Here is a 21,633-nt window from a genome sequence, read left to right as displayed (position 1 = left end):
CGACGGCGCCCCGTCCGGAAAGTCTCACCCCATGTTCCGTTTCCTGGTCCGCCGAGTGCTCGGCGCACTCGTGATTCTGCTGATCATCAGCGCCGTCACCTTCTTCCTCTTCTACGCCATCCCCCGCGACCCGGCGCGTATGGCGTGCGGCAAGGTCTGCCCCGACTCCCTGCTGGCACAGGTGCGGCAGAACCTCGGGATCGCCGACCCCATGCCGGTGCAGTACTGGCACTGGCTCCAGGCCATCTTCGTGGGCCGGGACTACGTGGGCATCGGGCACTGTGACGCGCCCTGCTTCGGCTACTCGTTCAGCAACAACGTGAACGTGTACGACACGATCATGGGGCGGATGCCCACCACCATCTCGCTCGCCATCGGCGGCGCCTTCTTCTTCCTGATCATCGGTGTCGGCACCGGCATGCTGGCCGCGGTCAAGCAGGGCAAGTTCCTCGACAAGGCCGCGAGCTCCTTCTCGCTCATCGGCTCGTCGATGCAGATCTACTTCGTCGGCTACATCGCGATGTTCTTCTTCGTGACCCAGCTGCACCTCCTGGACCAGCCGTCGTACACGCCGTTCAGTGAGAACCCCGGCGCCTGGTTCTCGGGTCTGCTGCTGCCGTGGCTGGTGCTGTCGATCATCTTCACGGCCAACTACACGCGTATGACCCGCTCGCAGCTGGTGGAACAGCTCAGCGAGGACTACGTGCGTACGGCACGGGCGAAGGGCCTGTCCCGCTCCTCGGTCTTCTTCCGCTTCGCCTGGCGCGGCGCGATGGGCCCGATCGTCACCATCTTCGGCATCGACCTGGGCACCCTGATCGGCGGCGCGATCATCACCGAGCAGACGTTCAGCATCCAGGGTCTCGGCGCGCTCGCCGTCCGTTCGGTGGACAACAGCGACCTGCCCATGCTGCTCGGCGTCACCATCATCGCGGCGGCCGGCATCGTCTTCGCCAACATCATCGTGGACGCCGTCTACGCCCTCATCGACCCGCGTATCCGGCTCGCCTGATCCGGTCCCCCTCCAGCTACCCCCCGGCATGACCCCCAGGAGCGTCCCCGTGACGAGCACCGATCAGCAGGCCTTCCTCTCCGTCAGGGACCTGAAAGTCCACTTCTCCACCGAGGACGGCATCGTCAAGGCCGTCGACGGTCTCTCCTTCGACCTCGAAAAGGGCAAGACCCTCGGCATCGTGGGCGAGTCCGGCTCCGGCAAGTCCGTCACCAACCTGACGATCCTGGGCCTGCACGACCGGCACCGCACCGCGATCGACGGCGAGATCCTGCTCGACGGCAAGGAGCTCACCACGGCTCGCGAGTCCGAGCTGGAGAAGCTGCGCGGCAACAAGATGGCGATGATCTTCCAGGACGCCCTGGCCTCGCTGTCGCCGTACCACACCATCGGCAAGCAGATCGGTGAGACGTACCGCAAGCACACCGGTGCCTCCAAGTCGGAGGCCCGCAAGCGGGCGATCGAGATGCTGCGGCGCGTCGGCATCCCGCAGCCGGACATGCGGGTGGACGACTACCCGCACCAGTTCTCCGGCGGTATGCGCCAGCGCGCGATGATCGCCATGGCGCTGGTCTGCGACCCCGAGCTGCTGATCGCCGACGAGCCGACCACCGCGCTCGACGTGACGGTCCAGGCCCAGATCATGGACCTGCTCAAGGACCTCCAGCAGGAGTTCGGCACCGCGATCATCTTCATCACCCACGACCTCGGTGTCATCGCCGACATCGCGGACGACGTGCTGGTGATGTACGGCGGCCGGTGTGTGGAGCGGGGCACGAAGGAGGAGGTGCTGCGTACGCCGCAGCACCCCTACACGGTCGGCCTGCTGAGCTCGATGCCGAGCCTGGACGGCCCGGTCGACGTACCGCTGTCGCCGATCCCCGGCTCGCCGCCCTCGCTCCTCAACCCGCCCTCCGGCTGCCGCTTCCACCCGCGCTGCACCTTCGCCGAGAAGGTCCCCGGCGGGCTGTGCTCCACCGAGCGCCCGCTGCTGAAGGTCGAGGCCGGCCGGGGTTCCGCCTGCCACCTCACGCTGGACCAGCGCCAGGAATTCTTCGCCGACCTCGCCGCGACCCGGCACTGACGTAACTGAGACGGGACTTCACCATCATGAGCAACACGAACCCCCTCCTGGACGTCACCGGCCTGACGAAGCACTTCCCGGTCAAGGGCGGTTTCCCGATCCGGCGTACGGTCGGCGCGGTGCAGGCCGTCGACGGCCTCGACTTCCAGGTGAACGAGGGCGAGGCCCTCGGCCTGGTCGGCGAGTCCGGCTGCGGCAAGTCCACGACCGGCCGCCTGATCACGCGCCTCCTGGAGCCCACCGGCGGCAAGATCTCCTACCGCGGGCAGGACATCACGCACGCGGGCCGCAAGGAGCTGGCGCCGGTCCGCTCCGAGATCCAGATGATCTTCCAGGACCCGTACGCGTCCCTGAACCCCCGCCAGACGGTCGGCAAGATCATCTCGGGTCCGATGGAGATCAACGACATCAACCCGGAGGGCGGCCGCGAGAAGCGGGTCCGCGAACTCCTGGAGATCGTCGGCCTCAACCCCGAGCACTACAACCGCTTCCCGCACGAGTTCTCCGGCGGCCAGCGCCAGCGCATCGGCGTGGCAAGGGCGTTGGCCCTGGAGCCGAAGCTGATCGTGGCGGACGAGCCGGTGTCGGCCCTGGACGTCTCGATCCAGGCGCAGGTGGTCAACCTGCTCCAGAAGGTCCAGCAGGAACTGGGCATCGCGTTCGTCTTCATCGCCCACGACCTGGCGGTGGTACGGCACTTCTCGCAGCGCGTCGCGGTCATGTACCTCGGCAAGATCGTGGAGATCGCCGACCGCGACGACCTCTACGGCAACCCGCGCCACCCCTACACCAAGGCGCTGCTGTCGGCGGTGCCCGAGGCGACGGTGGACGAGACCCCGGCCCGCGAGCGCATCCGCCTCCAGGGCGACGTCCCCTCCCCGCTGAACCCGCCGTCGGGCTGCCGCTTCCGCACCCGCTGCTGGAAGGCGACGGAGAAGTGCGCGACCGAGGCGCCCCCGCTGGTCCAGGTCGAGGGCAACAAGCCGGGCCACCTGACGGCGTGCCACTACCCGGAGACGGAGGGAACCATTCCGGCCCCTCGTCTCTCCAAGGACCCCCAGGCGGCGGCCTGACACACCCCTTTACCGTCAGCCGCCCCCTACCGGGACCGGACTTTCAGGCCCATTGACCCGAGCCCGCGAACGTCCGCTTCCAGGGGAGACGAAGGCCCGCGCCCACCCAGGCGCGGGCCTTTGTGCTGCTGTCCCGGAGCTTCACACCCCGGTCGTCCCGTCCACCAGCTCCCGCACGATGTCCAAGTGCCCGTTGTGCCGCGCCGTTTCCTCGATCAGGTGGAGGAGGATCCAGCGGAGGTCGGGGTGGCGGCCGTCGCGGATCGGGCGTTTCGCCTGGGTGTCGAGGTCGTGGGTCGCGACCAACTCGCGGTAGCGGGCGGACTGTTCCTCGTAGTCGCGCAGGACGTCCGCCAGCGGCATGTCGACCGCGATCCGCATCTCGCGGTCCGGGTCCTCGTCCGTCCAGGGGCCCTCGTCCTCCTCGCCGAGGAACACGACCTGGAACCACCAGTACTCCACCCAGCGGAGATGGTTGATCAGGCCGGACAGGGTCATGAGCGGGGAGCCCGGCAGCGGGGCCTTCACGGCGTTCTCCGCGGAGACGTCCTCGCACTTGGCCAGCGCCGTGGCCCGGGTGTAGTCGAGGAAGGTGGTGAGCTGGGTGCGTTCGTCCCAGGCGGCAGGTGTATCGGTTCGAGTCATCGGGAGCATGATTCCCGGCCGAGATTCCGCTGTCGAATGCTTTAGCGAGCGACCAGCTCGACCTCGAATCCGTCCCCGTCCTCCAGATACGCCGCGTAGTGCTCCGCCCCGCCCGCGTACGGATGCCGGTCCGGGAAGAGGAGGGTCCAGCCGTGCCCCGGCGCCTCTGTCACCAGCGCGTCCAACTCCGTACGGCTCGGCACATGGAACGCCAAGTGGTTCAGGCCGGGGCGCATGCGGTCGTGGTGGTCGCCCGTCAGCGCCGGGGACTGTTCCACGACGACGTACGTCTCCCCCGTGCGCCAACTGCGTCCCGCCGACCAGTTCTGGTACGGCTCCCAGCCCAGCCGCTCCAGCAGCCAGCCCCAGGACGTCACCGCCCGCTCCAGGTCCGGCACCCACAGCTCGACGTGGTGCAACAACTCCCGCTCCCTCCAAGGTGATGGAGGCCTGATCCTGTCACGCCGTTCAGTAAGGTGTGGGACACTGCCGCGATGGTCGATCGCTCGTTCGCGGATCTCTCGCTCGCCGCGCTGTACGACTCCCTGCACCCATGGGGCCCGGGCGACGACTTCTACGCCCACCTCGTCCGGGACGCCGGCGCCGTCCTCGACGTCGGCTGCGGCACCGGGCGGCTGCTCGCCCGGGCACGGGCCGTGGGGCATCGCGGGCGGCTCGTGGGGGTCGATCCGGCCGCCGCCATGCTCGTACAGGCGCGGCGGCGGGAGCCGCGGGTGGAGTGGGTGCTCGGAGATCTGCGTTCGCACTTCTGGCACGGGGAGTTCGACCTCGTCGTCATGACCGGGCACGCTTTTCAGGCTCTCGTCACGGACGACGACGTACGACAGGCCCTGCACGCCGTCCGGGACGCGCTGCGCGCCGGCGGACGGTTCGTGTTCGACGCGATGAATCCTGCCGCCCGGGTGTGGGAGGGCTGGGGCCCCGAGCAGATCCGCGAGGGCGCCGACGCCGAAGGGTCGGTCGCGTGGATGTGGCGGGAGGTCCCCTACCCCGTCGTCGGCGACCGGGTCACCTTCACCGAGACCTATGAGGGCGTCCGCTGGGACCGTCCCCAGATCAGCACCACCACGCTCCGGCTCCTCGACCCGTACGGCATCGAGCGCCTCCTGGCCGAAGCCGGCCTGACGGTCGTGGAGCGGTACGGCGACTGGGGGCGGGGGCCGGTCAGCGCCGCGAGCCCCGAGATCGTCACCGTCGCCGGACACCGCTGACGCCCCGGCGCCGGGCCGCTGTTCGGCGGCCGTGCGGGATCCGTGCGGGAGCCGAACAGCGGCCCGGCACAGTGGTGGCCTCAGTGGTTCCGGATACGGGGGCACCATGGACATACAACTGCTCGGATGCGTGGAGGCACGTGTCCGCACCGGCGAACGGGTGCCGCTCGCGCACGGCACGAAACTTCTGCTGGCCGCCCTGGCCTGGTCTCCGGGCACCTTCGTGGCCGACGAGGTCCTGGCGGAGCGCGTGTGGCCCGAACGGCTGCCCCAGCATCCGCGCGAGGCGCTCTACATCCAGGCCACGCGGCTGCGCAAGGCGCTGGGCGGCGTCGGCCAGGGCGACGAGGCCTTCGAGCTGTCCCGCAGGCGGGGCGGATACGTCCTCGTCATCGACGAGCAGAGCGTGGACACCATGCGGTTCCGCAACCTCGTACGGGAGGCCCGGCTCAGCGCCAGGGACGGAGGCATCGAACGCGCGCTTGATCTGTTCACCCAGGCCCTGGAGCTGTGGCGGGGCGAGCCGCTGTCCGATGTGCGCACACCCTGGGCGGAGACGGCCCGGGTGGCGTTGCGGCGCGAGCACCGGGAGGCGCTCGTCGGCAGCGCCGAACTCGGTCTGCGGTCCGGGCGGGTCGAGGAGTGCCTGCGGCGGTTGAGCCGGCTGGCGGACATGCACCCCTTCGACGAGAAGGTCACCGGTCTGCTCATGCTCGCTCTCCATCAGGTCGGCCGGCAGGCGGACGCGCTGGACTGCTTCGACCTGCTGCGCCTGCGGATGGTCGATCTGCTGGGGTGCGAGCCGGGTCCCGAACTGCGTGCGCTGCGCGAGCGGATCCTGGCCCGGGACCCGGAACTCGTCCCGGCCGCCGCCCCTACGGCGGCACCTCACTGACATCCGCACCCCTGACATCCGCACCGACAGCCGCCTCGACCGGGACAGCCCCGTCGATGCCGCATCAGCCGACCTCCGTGAAGTGCTCGTGCAGGTACAGGTCGAGCCGGGACTCCGCGTCCAGGGGCAGCTCTCGGTGCGGGGCCGCGGGCCGGGGTCGTACGGGACCGGGGGGTGGTCCGTGCAGCGCCGCGCGGACTGGTTCCGGGGTGCCGATCGCGTCGAACAGGGCGGCGGCCCGCGCCCGCGTCGCCGCGGTCGGCTCGCCGTCGCCCCGGGCCTCCTGCGCGGCGGCCAGTGCCAGCGCCGCTCGGGCGTGGATCAGGCGCTGGCCGGAGTCGCGGGCCAGCGCGACCGCCGCCTCGGCCATGTCCAGCGCGCCGGCCAGGTCGCCGTTCCCCAGCCGGATCACCGCGGCGGCCACCTGGACCCGGGGAAGCGTGAGCGGGCTGCCGTCGACGGCCAGGCGGGCGGCGCTGTCCAGATGGTCCAGGGCCACGCCCGGGAGGCCGGCCGCGCGGGCGACGGCGGCGCGTTCCACCAGGATCTCGATGTGGCCCGTACGATGCCCGGTCCGTTCGGCGATCTCGAACGCGGCGTCGAGATGGCCGGCCGCCTCGTCCGCCCAGCCGGCCCGTAGCTTCAGTGCCGCCAGCCCCACCAGGGAGTCGACCTGGCAGTTGCGGTTCTCCGCCCGCAGCGAGATGGCGAGCGCGTCCTCGTAGGCCGACCGCGCGCGTTCGTCCTGGCCCGCGTCGGCCCGTACCCGGCCCAGGGTCTCCAGGGCGACCGCCTCGGCGTAGGTGGACCCGGAGTCACGGCAGACGAGGAAGCAGGTGCGCAGCGCGGCCTCCGCCTCGGCGAACCGGGCCTGCTTCTGCCGGGTCAGGGCGAGGTTGACCAGGGCCAACGCCCGGTGGTGGTCCGCGGTGTCGCCGATCAGGGCGAGTGCGGCGCCGGCCGCCTCCTCGGCCGCGTCGGTGCGGCCCAGGGCCAGGTTCAGCGAGGCCATGTTGATCAGCATGACCTCCTCGCTCCTGACCTCTCCCAGTGTGCGGTACAGGGCAAGGGCGCGCCGGTAGCGGGGCAGGGCCCGCAGGGGTTCGCCGAGCAGTTTCAGGGTGACGGCCGCGCCCTGGAGCGCGACGGCCTCGCCGTGGGTCCAGTCGGCCCTGCGCGCGCGTTCCTCGGCCTGTTCGTACTCGGCCAGGGCACCGCGCAGATCCCCGTTGCGCCAGCGGGCGTGGCCCACCGACACATGCATCGCGACCTGGCCGCGCAGATCTCCGTCGCGTTCGGCGGCCGCCCGGGCCAGCAGGGCCAGCCGCATCCAGTCGGCGAGCGGGCGCCGGTGGTGGAACAGGTCCTGCAAGGCGTCGACCAGGGCCCACGCGAACCGGGCGGGGCCGTGCTCGGCGGCATGGCCGATGGCCGCCGCGATGTCGTCCCACTCGGCGTCGAACCAGTCGTACGCCTCCTCCGTCGTGCGGAACTCCCGCGGCAGCGAGCCGTCGAGGGCGTCGGGGCGGTCCCGCATGACGTACAGGCCCGCCGTCCTGGCCGCGCTGACGACGCTCTGCAGGTAGTGGTCGAGGAGCCGCTCGACGGCCGCGGCGCGTTCGGCGGCCATGTCCTCGGCGGCCGTGCGGTCGCGGGCGTATTCGTGGACGAGGTCGTGCCAGGCGGTGCGGCCGGGACCGGCGTCGTGCAGCAGGTGCACCCGCTGGGCCAGCCGCAGCAGGTCGGTCGCCGCGGCCTCGTCGGTGTGCGCGGCCGCGGCGGCCGCGCGGAGCGAGCGCCCGGTGCCGGGGAGCACACCCAGCCGCCGGAAGGCGCGCCGGGCGGCGTCCGGGAGAGCGCCGTACGACATGTCGAGGGCGGCGCGTACGGCGATGCTCTCCTCGCCCTCGACATGCAGCCGGGCCAGCCGGCCCCGGTCGGCGAGGTCGCGGACGTAGCTGCGGATGCCGCCGGGGCTGCCGCCGATCCATGAACCGGCCACGCACAGGGCCAGCGGCAGGCGGTCGCAGAGCTCGACCAGTTCGGCGGCGGCCGCCGGATCGGCGTCGACAGCCTCGGCGCCGACCACGGCGCTGATCAGCTCCAGGGCGCCGGTGCGGTCCAGGACGTCGCACGCCACCCGGTACGCGCCGTCGAGGGTGACCAGTCCGCTGAGCTTGTCGCGGCTGGTCACCAGGGTCAGGGACCCGGCGGACGCGGGCCGCAGCAGCCGTACCGTCGCGGGGTCCGCCGCGTCGTCCAGGACGACGAGGACCCGGCGGTCCGCCAGCAGGGTCCGGTACAGGGCGGTCTGCGCCTCGGTGCCGAGCGGGATGTCCCGCGGGCCGCAGCCGAGGCCCTGCAACAGCAGGGGCAGCGCTTCCTCGGGGCCCATGGGTTCGGCGTCGTCGAAGCCCCGCAGGTCGAGGAAGAGCTGTCCGTCGGGGAACCGGTCGGCGACCCGGTGGGCCCAGTGCAGGGCGAGGGCGCTCTTGCCGACGCCGGCCGGGCCGACGATCAGGGCGAGCGGTTCGGCGGTACGAAGAACGGAGTCCAGGAGCCGCAGTTCGGCTTCGCGGCCGATGAATCGCCGGGGCACGGGCGGGAGTTGGCGTGGCACCCGGCGCTTGGGCCGTTCCGGGGCGGCGGGCGGACGGCGCACGTCCGGCACGGTGGGCGGGGAACCGCCGGCCAGCAGCTGCCGGTGCAGGGTGCGCAGGTCGTCCGAGGGTTCCAGAGCGAGCTCGTCGACCATGCGGCGGCGCAGCTCGGCGTACACCTGGAGCGCCTCGGCGGGCCGCCCGTCGGCCTGGAGCGCCCGCATCAGCAGGGCGTGCGGGCGTTCGCGCAGGGGGTGGGCGGTGGTGAGGCGGAGGAGTTCGGCGACGGCCTGCCGGTGACGGCCGGTCTCCAGGTCCGCCTCGGCCGCGCTCTCCCGGGCGACGAGATGCAGTTCGCCGAGCCGTCGTCGTTCCGCCTCGCTGACGGGGGCCTCCGGCAGGTCGGTCAGCGGCTCGCCCCGCCACAGGCCGAGGGCCTGCTCGGCGTGGTGGCGCACGGTGTCCCAGTCGCCGTTCGCCGCGGCACGCGAGCCGTCCTCGACGAGCTGCTCGAAGGTGAGCAGGTCGAGTTCGCCGGGGCGGGCGTGCATGACGTAGCCGGGCCGGCGCGTGGTCAGCAGGCTGGGGCCGAGCGGGCCGAGGACCCGGCGGACCTCGGCGACGAGGGCGCGCACCCGCGCGGCGCCCGCTCCGGGTGGGCGGCTGTCCCACAGGAAGTCGATCAGGCGGTCGACGGAGACCACGTGGTTGGCGTGGAGCAGGAGCGCGGTGCACAGCGCGCGTTGCCGTCCGGTGAGTGCGGCGGGCTGCCCTTCGATCTCGACTTCCAGCGGGCCGAGTACTCGAAAGCAAAGCCGGGGGGTGTGCATTCACAGAACGTAATCCAGGGCTGTCGGGCAAGCAACGCCCGCCCGGCCCCCCGGAATTGACCGGCTTCATCGCCGTACGGCACGCACCGCCCCACGCACCCGCGGCCCGTGCCGACGCCACCACAACCGGGCCCACAGCAGCTGAAGCCCCGTCAGCAGCAGCACCGTGACGAGGGCGTCGAGCCGCAGCAGAGGGTCGGTGTCGGTCAGCAGTCGGTGGCCGGAGCGGGCCAGCAGCGGCCAGGTGACGTCCAGCAGCAGCCGCAGCCCGACGAAGACACAGGCGATCGAGCCCGCCACCGCGCCCGCCGCGTACGCCTTCAGCATCCGCCGTTCACCGGGTCGCCGCCCGGCCAGCGGGTCGCGGCTCGCCCGGCCCAGGAGCCTGGCCCCGAGGTGGCGGAGCCAGGCGCCGGCGTCGCCGTAGAGGTTGCGGCACCCGGTCAGGTCCTGGGCGACGAAGTAGAGGTCGGTGCGCATGAAGACCAGGCACTGGTTGGCGAAGGAGGTGACCAGGGTCATCGCGACGACCGGCAGCAGGGGCGAGTCGGCACCGGCCGCGAGGGCGAGCAGACAGCCGCCCCATACCGCGGCGTCCACGGCGAGCCCGGACAGATACACGGTGAGCCGCGCGCGGCGGCCCTTGAGCCAGATCCCGGACACCTCGGTCTGCGCCACCAGGAACTGCAGACGGGTGCCGAGCCGCACCCGTCCGGCCACTCCGGCGGCCCGCGCGGTCACCAGGTGCGCCAGTTCGTGCAGGCCGATCAGACACCAGGCGGCGAGCGACTGCACGAGAAGGTTGACGGTGCCCAGGCGCGCCCACACCAGGTCGTCCCAGGAAGGCATGCCGCGCCCGCGCAGCACGACGGCCACGAGTCCGGCCACGGGGACGGCGAGGACGGCGAAGTGCAGAACGGGAGAGAGCACCCAGCGGACGTGGTGTTGCCGCAGCCGGGGCAGGGAGACCGGGACCGGCGCGGTCTCGAAGCGCCGGGTGCCGATCGCGGCGACCAGACCGGCGGCGGCCAGCGACTCGGCGAACGCCTCGACATCGAGGTCACGGCCGGTGTCCTGGCGCAGCGTGCCGCGGGTCTGGCCCACGGTGCGTCCCTCGGCGAGCAGCCGGAGCGCGGCGACGCCGATCTCGGGCAGGGCGATGACCTGGTCGTTGCCCTGCCGTCCGACGATCCACTCGTCCCGGTCCTGCCGCATCTCCAGCGGATACAGGACGACCGTGGGGTCCGGCTCCGGCGGCGCGGCGGCCGTCACGGCCCGCACAACGGGCACTCGGGCCGGGCCGGGTGCCGTACGAAGACATGCTGGTCGGGCGCGATCAGGTTCACCCCGCGCACATAGCCGGGCGGGGTGGCACCGGTGCCGGTGAGCAGAGCGATGGCCTCGTGGGCGATGAGCTGTCCCGAGATCCCGGCGGCCGGGGCGAACGCACCGGCGGTGCCCAGGTGCGGGGTCCACCCGGGTTTGAGCTTGGCCTCCTCGCCGGCGCCGACGCACTCGAAGCAGGGGCCCTCGGGTGCGTACACCCCGACCGTCGCCAGGGGGCCGCTGTAGCCGGCGGACACCCACGGCACGCCCAGGGTCGCGCAGACCCGGTTCGTCATCTTCCGGATGAGGTCGCCGCGGGGCTCGTCCGCGCACAGCACGAAGACGTCCCGGTCCCGCACGAGTTCGGTGAGCGCGGCCTCGGTGTCGGCGCGCAGACTCTCGTGGGTGAAGCGGCCCGCCGAGTTCACGGCGGCGAGGCGGCGGGCCGCCGTCTCCGCCTTGGGGCGGCCGAGGTCGGCCTCGGTGTAGAGCACCTGCCGGCTGAGGTTGGACTCCTCCACCACGTCGGGGTCCACCAGATGCAGGTCGCCCACCCCGGCGGCGGCCAGCGCCCACGCGGCGTGGCTGCCCGAGCCACCGACGCCCAGCACGGTCACGCGGGCCTGTTTGAGGCGCAGTTGGGAGGACCAGGCGTCGACACCGGGGCGCAGGTCGATGTACCGGAAGTAGGTGTGGTTCCTGCTGTACCGCTCGCGCTCGCGATCGGTGAGGCCGTCCGGAGGAGGGGCGGCGGCGTCCTCGACATAGCCGGTGTCCAGCAGTTCGGCGAGCAGCCGCCGGGCGCCTTCGGGACCCAGCGCGGGGTGGCTGTCCGCGAGGGTGCGCTCGATCCGGTCCGGCGGTGTGGCGCCGTCGAGCAGGGTGAGCGCGTCCCAGACCCAGCCGTGCGGATCGGTGATCTCCGCCGCGACTCCGTAGACCCCGCCGCCGAGCCGGAGGGTTCCGTCGTCGAAGCGATGCGGGGTGTGCTCCGCCTTGATCCGTGGCAGCTGCACGATCGTCTCCTTCGAAAAACGACCCCGGCGGCGGTGCGAGCCGCCGCCGGGGTCTGCCGTTGTCAGGTGTCGATCTGCTTGTTCTGGATCGTCTCGATCTTGTCCAGCAGCCGGACCTCGATGAACTCGGGCTGCTGCGGCGCCTCGGAGTTGCCGAGCGTGCCCTGGTCGCCGAGTGTCTCGGCGTGGGTGGTGTGCTCCACGGTGCTCTCCCCTTCCAATGGATCGGATGCGGCGGCCGGCCGTCGGTGACGGCCGTCCCCCTTCTGCGACCCAGCCTCGGACAGGGGTCTTTCTCCGGTCTTTCGCCGGTCTTTCACCGGCCTTTCGCACGGCGCCTAGTCGTCGTTCAGCCCCTCCTCCAGCGCCGCCAGCGCCGGATCCAGCACGATGTCCTCGTCCCGCGCCTCGATCGTCGGGTCCTCCGGGAAGTGGCAGGCCGTCAGATGGCCCTCGCGGTTGCCGGAGATCCGGATCAACGGAGGTTCCTCCGTCGCGCACTTGTCCTGCGCCTTCCAGCACCGCGTACGGAACCGGCAGCCGGACGGCGGCGAGATCGGCGACGGCACGTCACCGGCCAGCCGGATCCGCTCCCGCCCGCCCGTCTCCGTCTCCTCCGCGAGGTTCACCTCGGGCACCGCGGACAGCAGGGCGTGGGTGTAGGGGTGCCGGGGGCGGGTGTAGATGGAGTCGCGGTCGCCGACCTCGATCACCTTGCCGAGGTACATGACCGCGACGCGCTGCGAGAAGTGCCGTACCACCGCCAGGTCGTGGGCGATGAACAGGAACGCGATGCCCAGCTCGTCCTGGACCTTCTGGAGCAGGTTGACCACCTGCGCCTGGATGGAGACGTCGAGGGCGGAGACCGGCTCGTCCGCCACGATCAGCTTGGGTTCGAGGGCCAACGCCCTTGCCACGCCGATGCGCTGGCGCTGGCCGCCGGAGAACTCGTGCGGGAAGCGGTTGTAGTGCTCGGGGTTGAGGCCGACGATCTCCAGGAGTTCGCGCACCCGCTTCTCGCGGCCGCCCTCCGGGTTGATGTCGTTGATCTCCATCGGACCCGAGATGATCTTGCCGACCGTCTGCCGCGGGTTCAGCGACGAGTACGGGTCCTGGAAGATCATCTGGATCTCGGAGCGGATCGGCGCCAGTTCCTTGCGGCTGGCATGGGTGATGTCCTTGCCGCGGTACGAGATCTTCCCCGCCGTCGGCTCCAGCAGCCGGGTGATCAGGCGGCCGGTCGTCGACTTGCCGCAGCCGGACTCACCGACCAGGCCGAAGCTCTCGCCGACGTGGACGGTCAGGTCGATGCCGTCGACGGCCTGCACCGCGCCGACCGTACGCCGGATCGGGAAACCGCCCTTGACCGGGAAGTGCTTGGTGAGCCCCTCCACGACCAGCAGCGGGTCGCCGGACGTGTCGGCGGCTGCCTCGCGCGGGGCCGGGAGGACGAGGTCCTCTTTCATTGACGTGTCCTCCTAGGACTGGGGCGACGAATGGCCCGGGCAGGGCTACTAGCCCAGGCTGGGCTTGATCTCTTCGATGAAGATGGTCCGCTTCTGGTCCGCCGTGAGATGGCAGGCGGAGGCGCGGTCCGGGGCCAGCAAGGGGCGTTCGTCGGTGCAGCGCGTGCCGCCGACCCGGTCCTGGAAGGTGCAGCGCGGGTGGAACCGGCAGCCGGACGGGGGGTTGAGCAGCGAGGGCGGGGCGCCCGGGATGGGGGCCAGCGGGGCCGCGAGGTCCGAGTCCAGGCGCGGCATCGAGTTCAACAGGCCCCAGGTGTACGGGTGTTGGGGCGAGCGCAGGACCTCGTTGGTCGTACCCCGTTCGATCGCGCCGCCCGCGTACATCACCATGATGTCGTCGGCCATGTCGGCGATGACGCCGAGGTCATGGGTGATGAAGATGATCGCGGAGCCGAACTCCTGCTGGAGGTCCTTGAGGAGATCGAGGATCTGGGCCTGGACCGTCACGTCCAGTGCGGTGGTCGGCTCGTCGGCGATCAGCAGGTCCGGGTCGCAGACCAGCGCCATGGCGATCATCGCGCGCTGGCGCATACCGCCGGAGAACTGGTGCGGGTAGTCCTGCGCGCGTTCCTTGGGGTTGGGGATGCCGACCTTGCCGAGCATCTCCACCGCACGGTCCCAGGCGGCCTTCTTGGAGGCGCCGGTGTGCTTCATGAACGGCTCGGCGATCTGCCGGCCCACCGTGTAGTACGGCGACAGCGCGGTGAGCGGGTCCTGGAAGATCATGGCGACCTTGTTGCCGCGCAGCTTCTCCAGCTCGGACTCGCGGGCCGTGGTCAACTCCTGGCCCTCCAGGAGGATCTCGCCCTCGACGGTGGTGAACTTCGGGTTGTGCAGCCCGAGGATCGTCAGGTTGGTCACGGACTTGCCCGAGCCGGACTCGCCGACGATGCCGAGGGTCTTGCCGCGCTCCAGGTCGAAGGAGAGTCCGTCGACGGCGCGCACCATGCCGTCCTCGGTGCGGAAGCTCACGTGCAGGTCGCGCACCGAGAGGAAGGTGCCCGCGTCGGACGGGACGGGTGCCCCGGTCTCCTTGGTCAGAGTGGTCACGACAGAGCTCCTAGGACAGCCGCACGCGCGGGTCGATGAAGGCGTAGCAGGCGTCGACGACGATGTTGCACAGCAGGATCACGGCGGCCGAGAACAGCATCACGCCGAGCAGCAGCGGCAGATCGCTGAACTGGACCGACTCCACCGCGAGCCGTCCGAGGCCGGGCAGTCCGAAGGTGTACTCGGTGATGATCGCGCCGCCGAGCAGCGAGCTGAGGTCGATGCCGAGGATGGTGATGATGGGGATCAGCGAACCACGCCAGGCGTAACGGAAGAAGACGTAGCGGCCGCTCATGCCCTTGGCCCGGGCGGTGCGGACGTGTTCCTCCTGGAGCTGCTCGATCATCGAGGAGCGCGCCATACGGGTGTACTGCGCGGCGAAGATCGTGGACAGCACGGCCCAGGGGATGATCAGCCCGGTGAACCAGGCGGCGGGGTTGTCGGTGATCGGCGTGTAGTCCGGTTCCTCGAAGATGTGGGTCTGGTAGACGAGGATCGCCAGCGCCAGCGGGCCCAGGAAGTAGATCTGCATCGAACTGAGCACCATGGACCCGGCGGTGAAGGACTTGTCCACGAAGGAGCCGCGCTTCCAGGCGGCGAGCAGTCCGGTGCCGAGTCCGACGAACAGGAAGGCGACGGTGGCGCCGGCCGCGAGCGAGAGGGTGAGCGGCAGTCGGTCCATCAGGGTCGACCAGACCAGCTCGTTGGTGTGGTACGAGTACCCGAAGCACGGGGCGGGGCAGGGGCCCTGCTCGAAGTCGTTGCGTCCGCTGACCAGCCCGGACAGGAAGATCCAGAACTGTTCCGGGATCGACTTGTCGAGCCCGAGCGTGTGGTGGATGTTCGCCAGCGCGTCGGGCGTGCAGGTCTTGCCGCACATCAGCAGCGCCGGGTCGCGGGGCATGCCGAAGAAGAGCAGGAAGGCGACCACGGTCAGCAGGACCAGGATCACGAATGAGCCGAGGATCCGGCGGAGGAGGAAGCGCAGCATCTCAGTGGCAGCTTTCGGGCGAAGCCTGGGCGGACGCGGTGCGCCCCGTCACGGGACGGGGCGCACCTGACGCCGCTTGGACGGGTTACTTCACGAAGAGCCTGCGCGGGTCGACGCCGCCGATGACGTCGTCGTACGCGAGGCCACCGATCTTGGACCCGGCGATCTGGGTCTGCTTGTAGTACGCCGTCGGGATGTTGGAGACGACGTCCTTCACGATGTACTCGTTGATCTTGTTCCAGGCCTCGGCGGCCTTGATCGGGTCGGTGATGGTGTTCGCCTTGTCGATGTCGGCGTTCACCTTCGGGTCGTTGATGTGCGAGTAGTTCGAGGAGCCGTCCTGGATCTGGCGGCCGTCGTACAGCGGCGGGATGACGGTCGAGGCGCTCGGCCAGTCGGCACCCCACGCGGTGTGGAAGATGTCGTAGTTGTTCTTGACCTTGCTGACCTGGTCGTAGTAGGTCTCGGCCGGGATCTCCTGGCGCTGCACGTCGAAGCCGGCCTTCTCCAGGCCCGCCGCCATGGCGGTGGAGTACTGCTGGCCCTCGGGGGTGTTGATGTAGCCGAAGGTGAGCTTCAGACCGGTCTTGCCGGCCTTCTTCAGCAGCTCCTTGGCCTTGGCCGGGTCACCCGCGGGCTTGGCCTTCTTGCCGAACGGGTCGAACTTCGGGTCGTAGCCGGAGACGGTCGGGCTGATCAGACCGCCGGCGACCTCCATCGCGTCGGTGCCGCCGAAGGCACGGACGAACGGCGTGATCGGCAGGGCGTAGGCGATGGCCTCGCGGACCGTCTTGTCCTGCATCTCCGGCTGGGACAGGTTGATGTTCATCTGGCCCACGTACGGCTGGTAGCCGGAGACCGTGCGGTTCTTCAGCGCGGCGTCGGCGAGGACCTTGGTCAGGTTGCCCGCGTCGACCTGGTTGCTGAAGCTGATCGCCGTCGCGTTGGCGCCGGTGTCGTCCAGGATGGCCTTGGTCGAGTCCTCGAACTGCTTGTTGAACTCGATGTTGAACTGGTCGACGTACTGGTGCCGGACCGCGTCGGTCTTCGGGTCCCAGTTGGTGTTCTTGACCAGCGTCATCGTCTTGCCGGACTTGAACTCCGAGATCTTGTAAGGACCGGAGGTCATCGGCGACTTGTCGTACTTGACCTTGGTGTCCTTCGCGGCGGACACGACGGAGTAGCCCGCCATGGCGAGCGCGTACGGCAGGTCGGGCTTGGCCGACTTGAACTTGAAGACGATGGTTTTGTCATCCGGCGTCTCCAGGACGCTGTCCGGGAGGTGCTTGCCCTTGTAGGGGCCGTCCGGGAGGAGCTTGCGGTACTCCGTGCCCGGGGTGTTGGCGAGCCACTGCTGGATGTACGTCGGGCCGTTGGAGATGAACGGCGCGAAGAGACGCTCGAAGGTCTGCCGGACGTCCTTGGCGGTGATCGGGGAGCCGTCGGCCCACTTGATCCCGTCCTTCAGCGTGTACTTCCAGGTCTTGCCGCCGTCGGTGGTGGTACCGCTGTCGGTGGCCAGGTCGCCGACGATCTCGTGCTTCTTGCCGTCGTCGCTGGTCGCCTTGTACGCGGTCAGTCCACGGTGGATCAGCTGCGAGAGCGCCATCTCGTCGGAGACGTAGATCTGGCCCGGGTCGAGGTGCGCGAAGCTGTCGCGCTGGAGCACCGTGACGGTACCGCCGGGCTTGGCGCCGGGGAGCTCGGCGGCCGGACCCGTGGAGTCCTTGGCGTCGCCGAAGGAGATGCCGGCCTGCTGACGCTGCGCGTTCTCCTTGTCCTGCTTGTTGTTGTCGCTGCCTTTGCTGCCACCCTCGCTGCAGCCGGTGAGCACGAGAGCCCCCGCCGCCAGCAGTGAGAGCGCGGCGTACGCGTGGCGTCCACCCTTACCCATCACTCAGATTCCACCCATCTTGTGTCACCGTTGCGAATTGAACTGCGAACCGGGCCCGGTGGGAGCCGTCCGGTCACTGTCGGGCGGAGACGCCCACAACTGGTCGGTCAGCGCGCTGTCTTGGGATCGAAGGCGTCCCTGACCGAGTCCCCGAGCAGGTTGAACGCCACGATGAAGATGATCATCGAGATGCCCGGGAAGAACATGTAGGTGATGTCGTTCTGCATCACGAGTTCGGTCGACGCCTTGGAGAACATCTGCCCCCAGTCCGGCGTCGGTTCGACGATCCCGACCCCGAGGAAGCTCAGACCGGCCTCCGCGGTCACGAAGTTGGGCAGCATGTACGTCGACTGCACCAGGATCGGGGTGACCACGTTGGGCAGGATCTCCCTGCGGATGATCCGGGTCGGCGACGCCCCGCTGACCTTGGCGGCCTCGATGAACTCCCGTTCTCGCAGGGCGAGTGTGGTGCCGCGCAGGATGCGGGCGAGGCTCATCCAGCCCAGCACCCACTGCACCGCGATGAGGGCGACGACCCGGACGTACACCGGCGTCTCGTCGCGCGGGCTCACGAACAGCGAGACCACGACCGGCATGCTCGCGATGAAGAACAGCTGGGACGGGAAGGCGAGGAGGAAGTCGATGACGCGGCTGATCAACTGGTCGGGCTTGCCGCCGAGATAGCCGGCCGCGACGCCCAGGACGATGCCGGTCAGCACGGTCGCGACGGTGACCGCGAGCGAGATCATCAGGGAGTTGCGGATGCCGTAGAGCAGCTTGGTGAAGACGTCGTAGCCGTTGCCGGGCTCCAGGCCGAACCAGAACTCGCCGCTGATACCGCCGTTGGGCTGCAGGGGCACACCCGCGCTGTCGAAGAGCTCGGGGCGTTCGTCGGCGAACACCGTGTACGGGTCTTTGCCGTAGAGCTTCGCGATCAGGGGGGCCGCGAGGCCGACCACGAAGAAGAAGATCACGACGTAGGCCGAGATCACTCCGGTGCGGTCGCGCTTGAAGCGGATCCACATCAACTGCCCGGGAGAGCGGCCTTCGAGCTGCTTGGCCTCCTCGGGCTTGCTCTTCGGCTGCTGGTCGCCGTCGACGACGACCGAGGTCCCGCCGCCTTCGATGTCGATAGGACTGGTCACAGTTCGCCCATTTCACAGGTGTGGGTGTGCCGAACCGGCGACCGGCACGAGGGTGTGCGCGATCGCGGATCGGATCATGAAGAAGCGTCAGCGGCGTGTCACGGCAGCGGAAGAAGCCGCAGCCTGACGCGCGTAGGGGCGGAAGCGGAGCTCCTCAGCGCCGATCGCCGCACGCCGGCGCGGAGTTGACGCGACTTGCGGACGCTGTGACCCACCTGGTGCTTGTGACACCGCGCATGGGACTCCTCCTCATGACTCCACGTGTTCACCAACAGGAGGGGGTACACACCTGTCCTCCGACACCCCTGACGGAGGGTCAGGCACCCCCTGGTGCTCGTGAGTCGGCGCCGTCCCCACGGCGCGAGACCCATTGACCCGAGCGCTACGCGGCTAACTATCTGCCATGAGCCATGGACCGACCACTGTTCTTAAATCTCAATTCAGTCACAGCTGGCCCGTACATCTTCCAAAATCTGGACAAACTGTCTGGTGAAAGAAGGCCACGAAACGGACGTGTTACATGGCTATCGGGCGAGGATCTCCGCATTACGGACATCCTTCACCGGTCCTCTACAGCCACCTGACCGAAAAAATGAGTTGCAAAAAGCCCGGGCGCCCCCAAGATGGGGGCGCCCGGGCTCAGGAACCGACCGTCGGTCAGCCGTGCTTGGCGCGGCTCGCGGCGCGGGCGCGCTCGCGGGCGTCCAGGTTCACCTTGCGGATGCGAACCGCCTCCGGGGTGACCTCCACGCACTCGTCGTCGCGGCAGAACTCCAGCGACTGCTCCAGGGAGAGCTTGCGCGGCGGGACGATCGCCTCGAACGAGTCGGCCGAGGACGACCGCATGTTCGTGAGCTTCTTCTCCTTGGTGATGTTGACATCCATGTCGTCGGAGCGCGAGTTCTCGCCGACGATCATGCCCTCGTACACCTCGGTGCCCGGCTCGGTGAAGAGCACGCCGCGCTCCTGGAGGTTCGTCATCGCGAAGGCGGTGACGGCACCGGCGCGGTCGGCGACCAGGGAGCCGTTGTTACGGGTCTGGAGGTTGCCGAACCAGGGCTCGAAGCCCTCGTGGATGGAGTGCCCGATGCCCGTACCGCGGGTCTGGGTCAGGAACTCGGTCCGGAAGCCGATGAGACCGCGGGACGGCACGACGAACTCCATGCGCACCCAGCCCGAGCCGTGGTTGGACATGTTGTCCATCCGGCCCTTGCGGACGCCCATGAGCTGCGTGACCGCGCCCATGTGCTCCTCGGGCACGTCGATCGTCATGCGCTCGACGGGCTCGTACGTCTTGCCGTCGACCTCCTTGGTGACGACCTGCGGCTTGCCGATGGTCAGCTCGAAGCCCTCGCGGCGCATCTGCTCGACCAGGATGGCGAGCGCGAGCTCACCACGGCCCTGGACCTCCCAGGCGTCGGGACGCTCGGTGTCGAGGACGCGCAGCGAGACGTTACCGATCAGCTCGCGGTCGAGACGGTCCTTGACCTGGCGGGCGGTGACCTTGCGGTCCTTGACGGCCGCCTTGTTGTCGGCGCCCTTGCCGGTGCCGCCCCGGCCGACCAGCGGCGAGGTGTTGGTGCCGATGGTCATGGAGATCGCGGGCTCGTCGACCGTGATCAGCGGGAGCGGGATCGGGTTCTCGGGGTCTGCGAGGGTCTCGCCGATCATGATGTCCGCGATACCGGCGACGGCGCAGATGTCACCGGGTCCTGCCACCTCGGCCGGCTTGCGGGTGAGCGCCTCGGTCATCAGCAGCTCGGTGATGCGCACGTTGGACATGGAGCCGTCGCGCTTGATCCACGTGACGGTCTGGCCCTTGCGCAGCTCGCCCTGCTCGACGCGGAGCAGCGCGATACGGCCGAGGAAGTTGTCGGCGTCCAGGTTGGTGACGTGCGCCTGGAGCGGCGCGTCCTCGTCGTAGGTCGGGGCCGGGATGTGCTGGAGGATCGTCGAGAAGAACGGCTCCAGGCTGTTGGAGTCGGCCGGGACCGTGCCGTTCTCCGGCTTGGTCAGCGACGCGATGCCGTCACGGCCGCAGGCGTAGACGATCGGGAACTCGATCTGCTCCTCGTCCGCGTCCAGGTCGAGGAAGAGGTCGTACGTCTCGTTGACGACCTCGTCGATACGGGAGTCCGGGCGGTCCGTCTTGTTGATGCACAGGATGACGGGCAGCCGCTGCTGGAGCGCCTTGCGCAGCACGAAGCGGGTCTGCGGCAGCGGGCCCTCGGAGGCGTCGACGAGGAGGACGACACCGTCGACCATCGACAGACCGCGCTCGACCTCGCCGCCGAAGTCGGCGTGGCCGGGGGTGTCGATGATGTTGATCGTGATGACGTCACCCCCGTCCTTGGGGTGGTACTTCACCGCCGTGTTCTTGGCGAGGATCGTGATGCCCTTCTCACGCTCCAGGTCGTTCGAGTCCATCATGCGGTCGTCGACACCTTCGAGCTGGTGCGCGGCGAAGGCGCCGGCCTGCTTCAGCATGCCGTCGACGATGGTGGTCTTGCCGTGGTCGACGTGGGCGACGATGGCGACATTGCGGATGTCGTGGCGCGTGGCCATAGTGCGGCGTACTCCCGGAGTGGTGTGGAAGGGGCCTGCGCGTACGTCTGTGTTACGCGGACCCTGCCGGGCTGTACATGCCACGGCCTCACCCCATGGTACGTGGGATTGACAGAGGCGGCCTCCGGGGGCCGATTTCAGGCCTCCCGCGCGGCCTTCGAGCCGGTCGGACAGCGGCGGGCGGCGGCCTCCCGGCCACTGTCGCTCGGCGCGGTCTCGGCGCAGGACCGGAGGTCGGAGCCGATCTCGTCCCAGGTGCGCACATGTCCCTTCACCGGGTCGACGTCCTCGCAGGTGTAGGTGAAGTCGGCGTCGACGAGATCGACGTAGCTCCAGGCGTAGTAGGCGCCCTTGTGCAGCGCCGTCCCCTCCACGTACGTGCCCCCGTGCCGGGTGTCCACCATCGCGCCGGCCTTCGACTCGTCGACGTCCAGGTGCTCGTCCAGCGCCGCGAGTACTCCCGATCTCCCCGCGCCGGGCGGCACGGGGGTGACCGCCCGGCTGTAGACGACGGTGTCGATGACCTCGAGCGGGGCCTTGTAGGACGCCGTCGGCCTCGCGATCGTTATGGGGGCGGCGAGCTTGGTCACCTTCTGCGTGCGCTCGACGCCCGACCAGGTGTACTTCCCGTCCGTGCAGGATCCCGCCCGCGTGTCCGAGTCACTGCACGCCGTCAGCCCTGCCGCGAGGGCGACCAGCGCCGCCCCCGCCACCCACGTCCGTCTCCGCATGTACATGCGGAGAATGAT

18 protein-coding genes are annotated in these 21,633 nt (G+C 69.7%); 5 read left to right on the top strand and 13 right to left on the bottom strand.

The genetic code is table 11. The annotated features are described in order from the left end of the window. Positions 1–31 precede the first annotated feature (31 nt). The 3 genes from CRP56_RS28190 to CRP56_RS28180 are packed head-to-tail and all read left to right on the top strand — an operon-like array spanning position 32 to position 3,169. The gene (locus CRP56_RS28190; RefSeq protein ID WP_097268640.1) at positions 32–1,012 is read left to right on the top strand and encodes an ABC transporter permease; all 981 of its coding nucleotides are present in this window, start codon (positions 32–34) and stop codon (positions 1,010–1,012) included. Positions 1,013–1,061: 49 nt separating this feature from the next. Next, the gene (locus tag CRP56_RS28185; RefSeq protein WP_097268638.1) at positions 1,062–2,096 is read left to right on the top strand and encodes an ABC transporter ATP-binding protein; all 1,035 of its coding nucleotides are present in this window, start codon (positions 1,062–1,064) and stop codon (positions 2,094–2,096) included. 26 nt (positions 2,097–2,122) lie between these two features. Continuing rightward, positions 2,123–3,169, top strand: a complete 1,047-nt coding sequence (locus CRP56_RS28180; protein ID WP_059192525.1) for an ABC transporter ATP-binding protein — start codon at positions 2,123–2,125, stop codon at positions 3,167–3,169. A 141-nt stretch (positions 3,170–3,310) separates the two neighbouring features. Here CRP56_RS28180 and CRP56_RS28175 read toward each other — a convergent pair whose 3' ends face one another. Next, a complete protein-coding gene (locus CRP56_RS28175) occupies positions 3,311–3,814 on the bottom strand; it encodes a DinB family protein (protein ID WP_097268636.1) in 504 nt (167 codons plus the stop codon). Positions 3,815–3,855: 41 nt separating this feature from the next. Further along, the gene (locus tag CRP56_RS28170; protein ID WP_097268634.1) at positions 3,856–4,236 is read right to left on the bottom strand and encodes a VOC family protein; all 381 of its coding nucleotides are present in this window, start codon (positions 4,234–4,236) and stop codon (positions 3,856–3,858) included. Positions 4,237–4,308: 72 nt separating this feature from the next. Here CRP56_RS28170 and CRP56_RS28165 point away from each other — a divergent pair, with 72 nt between their 5' ends. Together CRP56_RS28165 and CRP56_RS28160 are read left to right on the top strand one after the other, a co-directional pair. Continuing rightward, complete coding sequence (locus tag CRP56_RS28165; RefSeq protein ID WP_097274542.1) at positions 4,309–5,046, top strand: class I SAM-dependent methyltransferase; 738 nt, start codon at positions 4,309–4,311, stop codon at positions 5,044–5,046. Between the two features lie 106 nt (positions 5,047–5,152). Continuing rightward, on the top strand, positions 5,153–5,941 hold the full coding sequence (locus CRP56_RS28160; protein WP_097268631.1) for an AfsR/SARP family transcriptional regulator: 789 nt from the start codon (positions 5,153–5,155) through the stop codon (positions 5,939–5,941). A gap of 64 nt (positions 5,942–6,005) precedes the next feature. On the opposite strand, the gene CRP56_RS28155 is transcribed toward CRP56_RS28160, so the two are convergent. The 11 genes from CRP56_RS28155 to CRP56_RS28110 form a co-directional block, all read right to left on the bottom strand. After that, complete coding sequence (locus CRP56_RS28155) at positions 6,006–9,371, bottom strand: AfsR/SARP family transcriptional regulator (protein ID WP_097268628.1); 3,366 nt, start codon at positions 9,369–9,371, stop codon at positions 6,006–6,008. Positions 9,372–9,437: 66 nt separating this feature from the next. Further along, a complete protein-coding gene (locus tag CRP56_RS28150; RefSeq protein WP_257041120.1) occupies positions 9,438–10,652 on the bottom strand; it encodes a hypothetical protein in 1,215 nt (404 codons plus the stop codon). Further along, complete coding sequence (locus tag CRP56_RS28145; RefSeq protein WP_179851136.1) at positions 10,640–11,713, bottom strand: HesA/MoeB/ThiF family protein; 1,074 nt, start codon at positions 11,711–11,713, stop codon at positions 10,640–10,642. The genes CRP56_RS28150 and CRP56_RS28145 overlap by 13 nt, the downstream gene beginning before the upstream one ends. A gap of 62 nt (positions 11,714–11,775) precedes the next feature. After that, positions 11,776–11,916: a hypothetical protein gene (locus CRP56_RS47730; RefSeq protein WP_179851135.1), complete on the bottom strand. Its 141-nt coding sequence runs from the start codon at positions 11,914–11,916 to the stop codon at positions 11,776–11,778. Between the two features lie 135 nt (positions 11,917–12,051). Then, positions 12,052–13,179 carry an ABC transporter ATP-binding protein gene (locus CRP56_RS28140; protein WP_097268626.1) on the bottom strand — a complete coding sequence of 376 codons (1,128 nt, stop codon included), beginning with the start codon at positions 13,177–13,179 and terminating at the stop codon, positions 12,052–12,054. Positions 13,180–13,227: 48 nt separating this feature from the next. Further along, on the bottom strand, positions 13,228–14,289 hold the full coding sequence (locus tag CRP56_RS28135; RefSeq protein WP_097268623.1) for an ABC transporter ATP-binding protein: 1,062 nt from the start codon (positions 14,287–14,289) through the stop codon (positions 13,228–13,230). A 10-nt stretch (positions 14,290–14,299) separates the two neighbouring features. After that, the gene (locus tag CRP56_RS28130; protein ID WP_097268620.1) at positions 14,300–15,280 is read right to left on the bottom strand and encodes an ABC transporter permease; all 981 of its coding nucleotides are present in this window, start codon (positions 15,278–15,280) and stop codon (positions 14,300–14,302) included. 85 nt (positions 15,281–15,365) lie between these two features. Then, positions 15,366–17,174 (bottom strand): ABC transporter substrate-binding protein, encoded by a 1,809-nt coding sequence (locus tag CRP56_RS28125; RefSeq protein ID WP_097268618.1) that lies wholly within the window; start codon positions 17,172–17,174, stop codon positions 15,366–15,368. Positions 17,175–17,281: 107 nt separating this feature from the next. After that, positions 17,282–18,319 (bottom strand): ABC transporter permease, encoded by a 1,038-nt coding sequence (locus tag CRP56_RS28120; protein ID WP_097268615.1) that lies wholly within the window; start codon positions 18,317–18,319, stop codon positions 17,282–17,284. 657 nt (positions 18,320–18,976) lie between these two features. After that, on the bottom strand, positions 18,977–20,884 hold the full coding sequence (gene typA, locus CRP56_RS28115) for a translational GTPase TypA (RefSeq protein ID WP_097268613.1): 1,908 nt from the start codon (positions 20,882–20,884) through the stop codon (positions 18,977–18,979). Between the two features lie 137 nt (positions 20,885–21,021). After that, positions 21,022–21,621, bottom strand: a complete 600-nt coding sequence (locus tag CRP56_RS28110; RefSeq protein WP_143664953.1) for a hypothetical protein — start codon at positions 21,619–21,621, stop codon at positions 21,022–21,024. Between the last annotated feature and the right edge of the window lie 12 nt (positions 21,622–21,633).

The sequence above is a fragment of the Streptomyces sp. TLI_55 genome (assembly GCF_900206255.1).
GTDB lineage: Bacteria > Actinomycetota > Actinomycetes > Streptomycetales > Streptomycetaceae > Streptomyces > Streptomyces aquilus.
The sequence above is the reverse complement of the archived record's forward strand: the minus strand, read 5'-3'. Positions and strand labels throughout refer to the sequence as shown.

Bases quoted from the DNA above. Each gene is read 5' to 3' on its own strand.
- CRP56_RS28190 (WP_097268640.1), top strand. From the start codon at position 32: ATGTTCCGTTTCCTGGTCCGCCGAGTGCTCGGCGCACTCGTGATTCTG.
- CRP56_RS28180 (WP_059192525.1), top strand. From the start codon at position 2,123: ATGAGCAACACGAACCCCCTCCTGGACGTCACCGGCCTGACGAAGCAC.
- CRP56_RS28175 (WP_097268636.1), bottom strand. From the start codon at position 3,814: ATGACTCGAACCGATACACCTGCCGCCTGGGACGAACGCACCCAGCTC.
- CRP56_RS28165 (WP_097274542.1), top strand. From the start codon at position 4,309: ATGGTCGATCGCTCGTTCGCGGATCTCTCGCTCGCCGCGCTGTACGAC.
- CRP56_RS28160 (WP_097268631.1), top strand. From the start codon at position 5,153: ATGGACATACAACTGCTCGGATGCGTGGAGGCACGTGTCCGCACCGGC.
- CRP56_RS28155 (WP_097268628.1), bottom strand. From the start codon at position 9,371: ATGCACACCCCCCGGCTTTGCTTTCGAGTACTCGGCCCGCTGGAAGTC.
- CRP56_RS28140 (WP_097268626.1), bottom strand. From the start codon at position 13,179: ATGAAAGAGGACCTCGTCCTCCCGGCCCCGCGCGAGGCAGCCGCCGAC.
- CRP56_RS28130 (WP_097268620.1), bottom strand. From the start codon at position 15,280: ATGCTGCGCTTCCTCCTCCGCCGGATCCTCGGCTCATTCGTGATCCTG.
- CRP56_RS28125 (WP_097268618.1), bottom strand. From the start codon at position 17,174: ATGGGTAAGGGTGGACGCCACGCGTACGCCGCGCTCTCACTGCTGGCG.
- typA (WP_097268613.1), bottom strand. From the start codon at position 20,884: ATGGCCACGCGCCACGACATCCGCAATGTCGCCATCGTCGCCCACGTC.
- CRP56_RS28110 (WP_143664953.1), bottom strand. From the start codon at position 21,621: ATGTACATGCGGAGACGGACGTGGGTGGCGGGGGCGGCGCTGGTCGCC.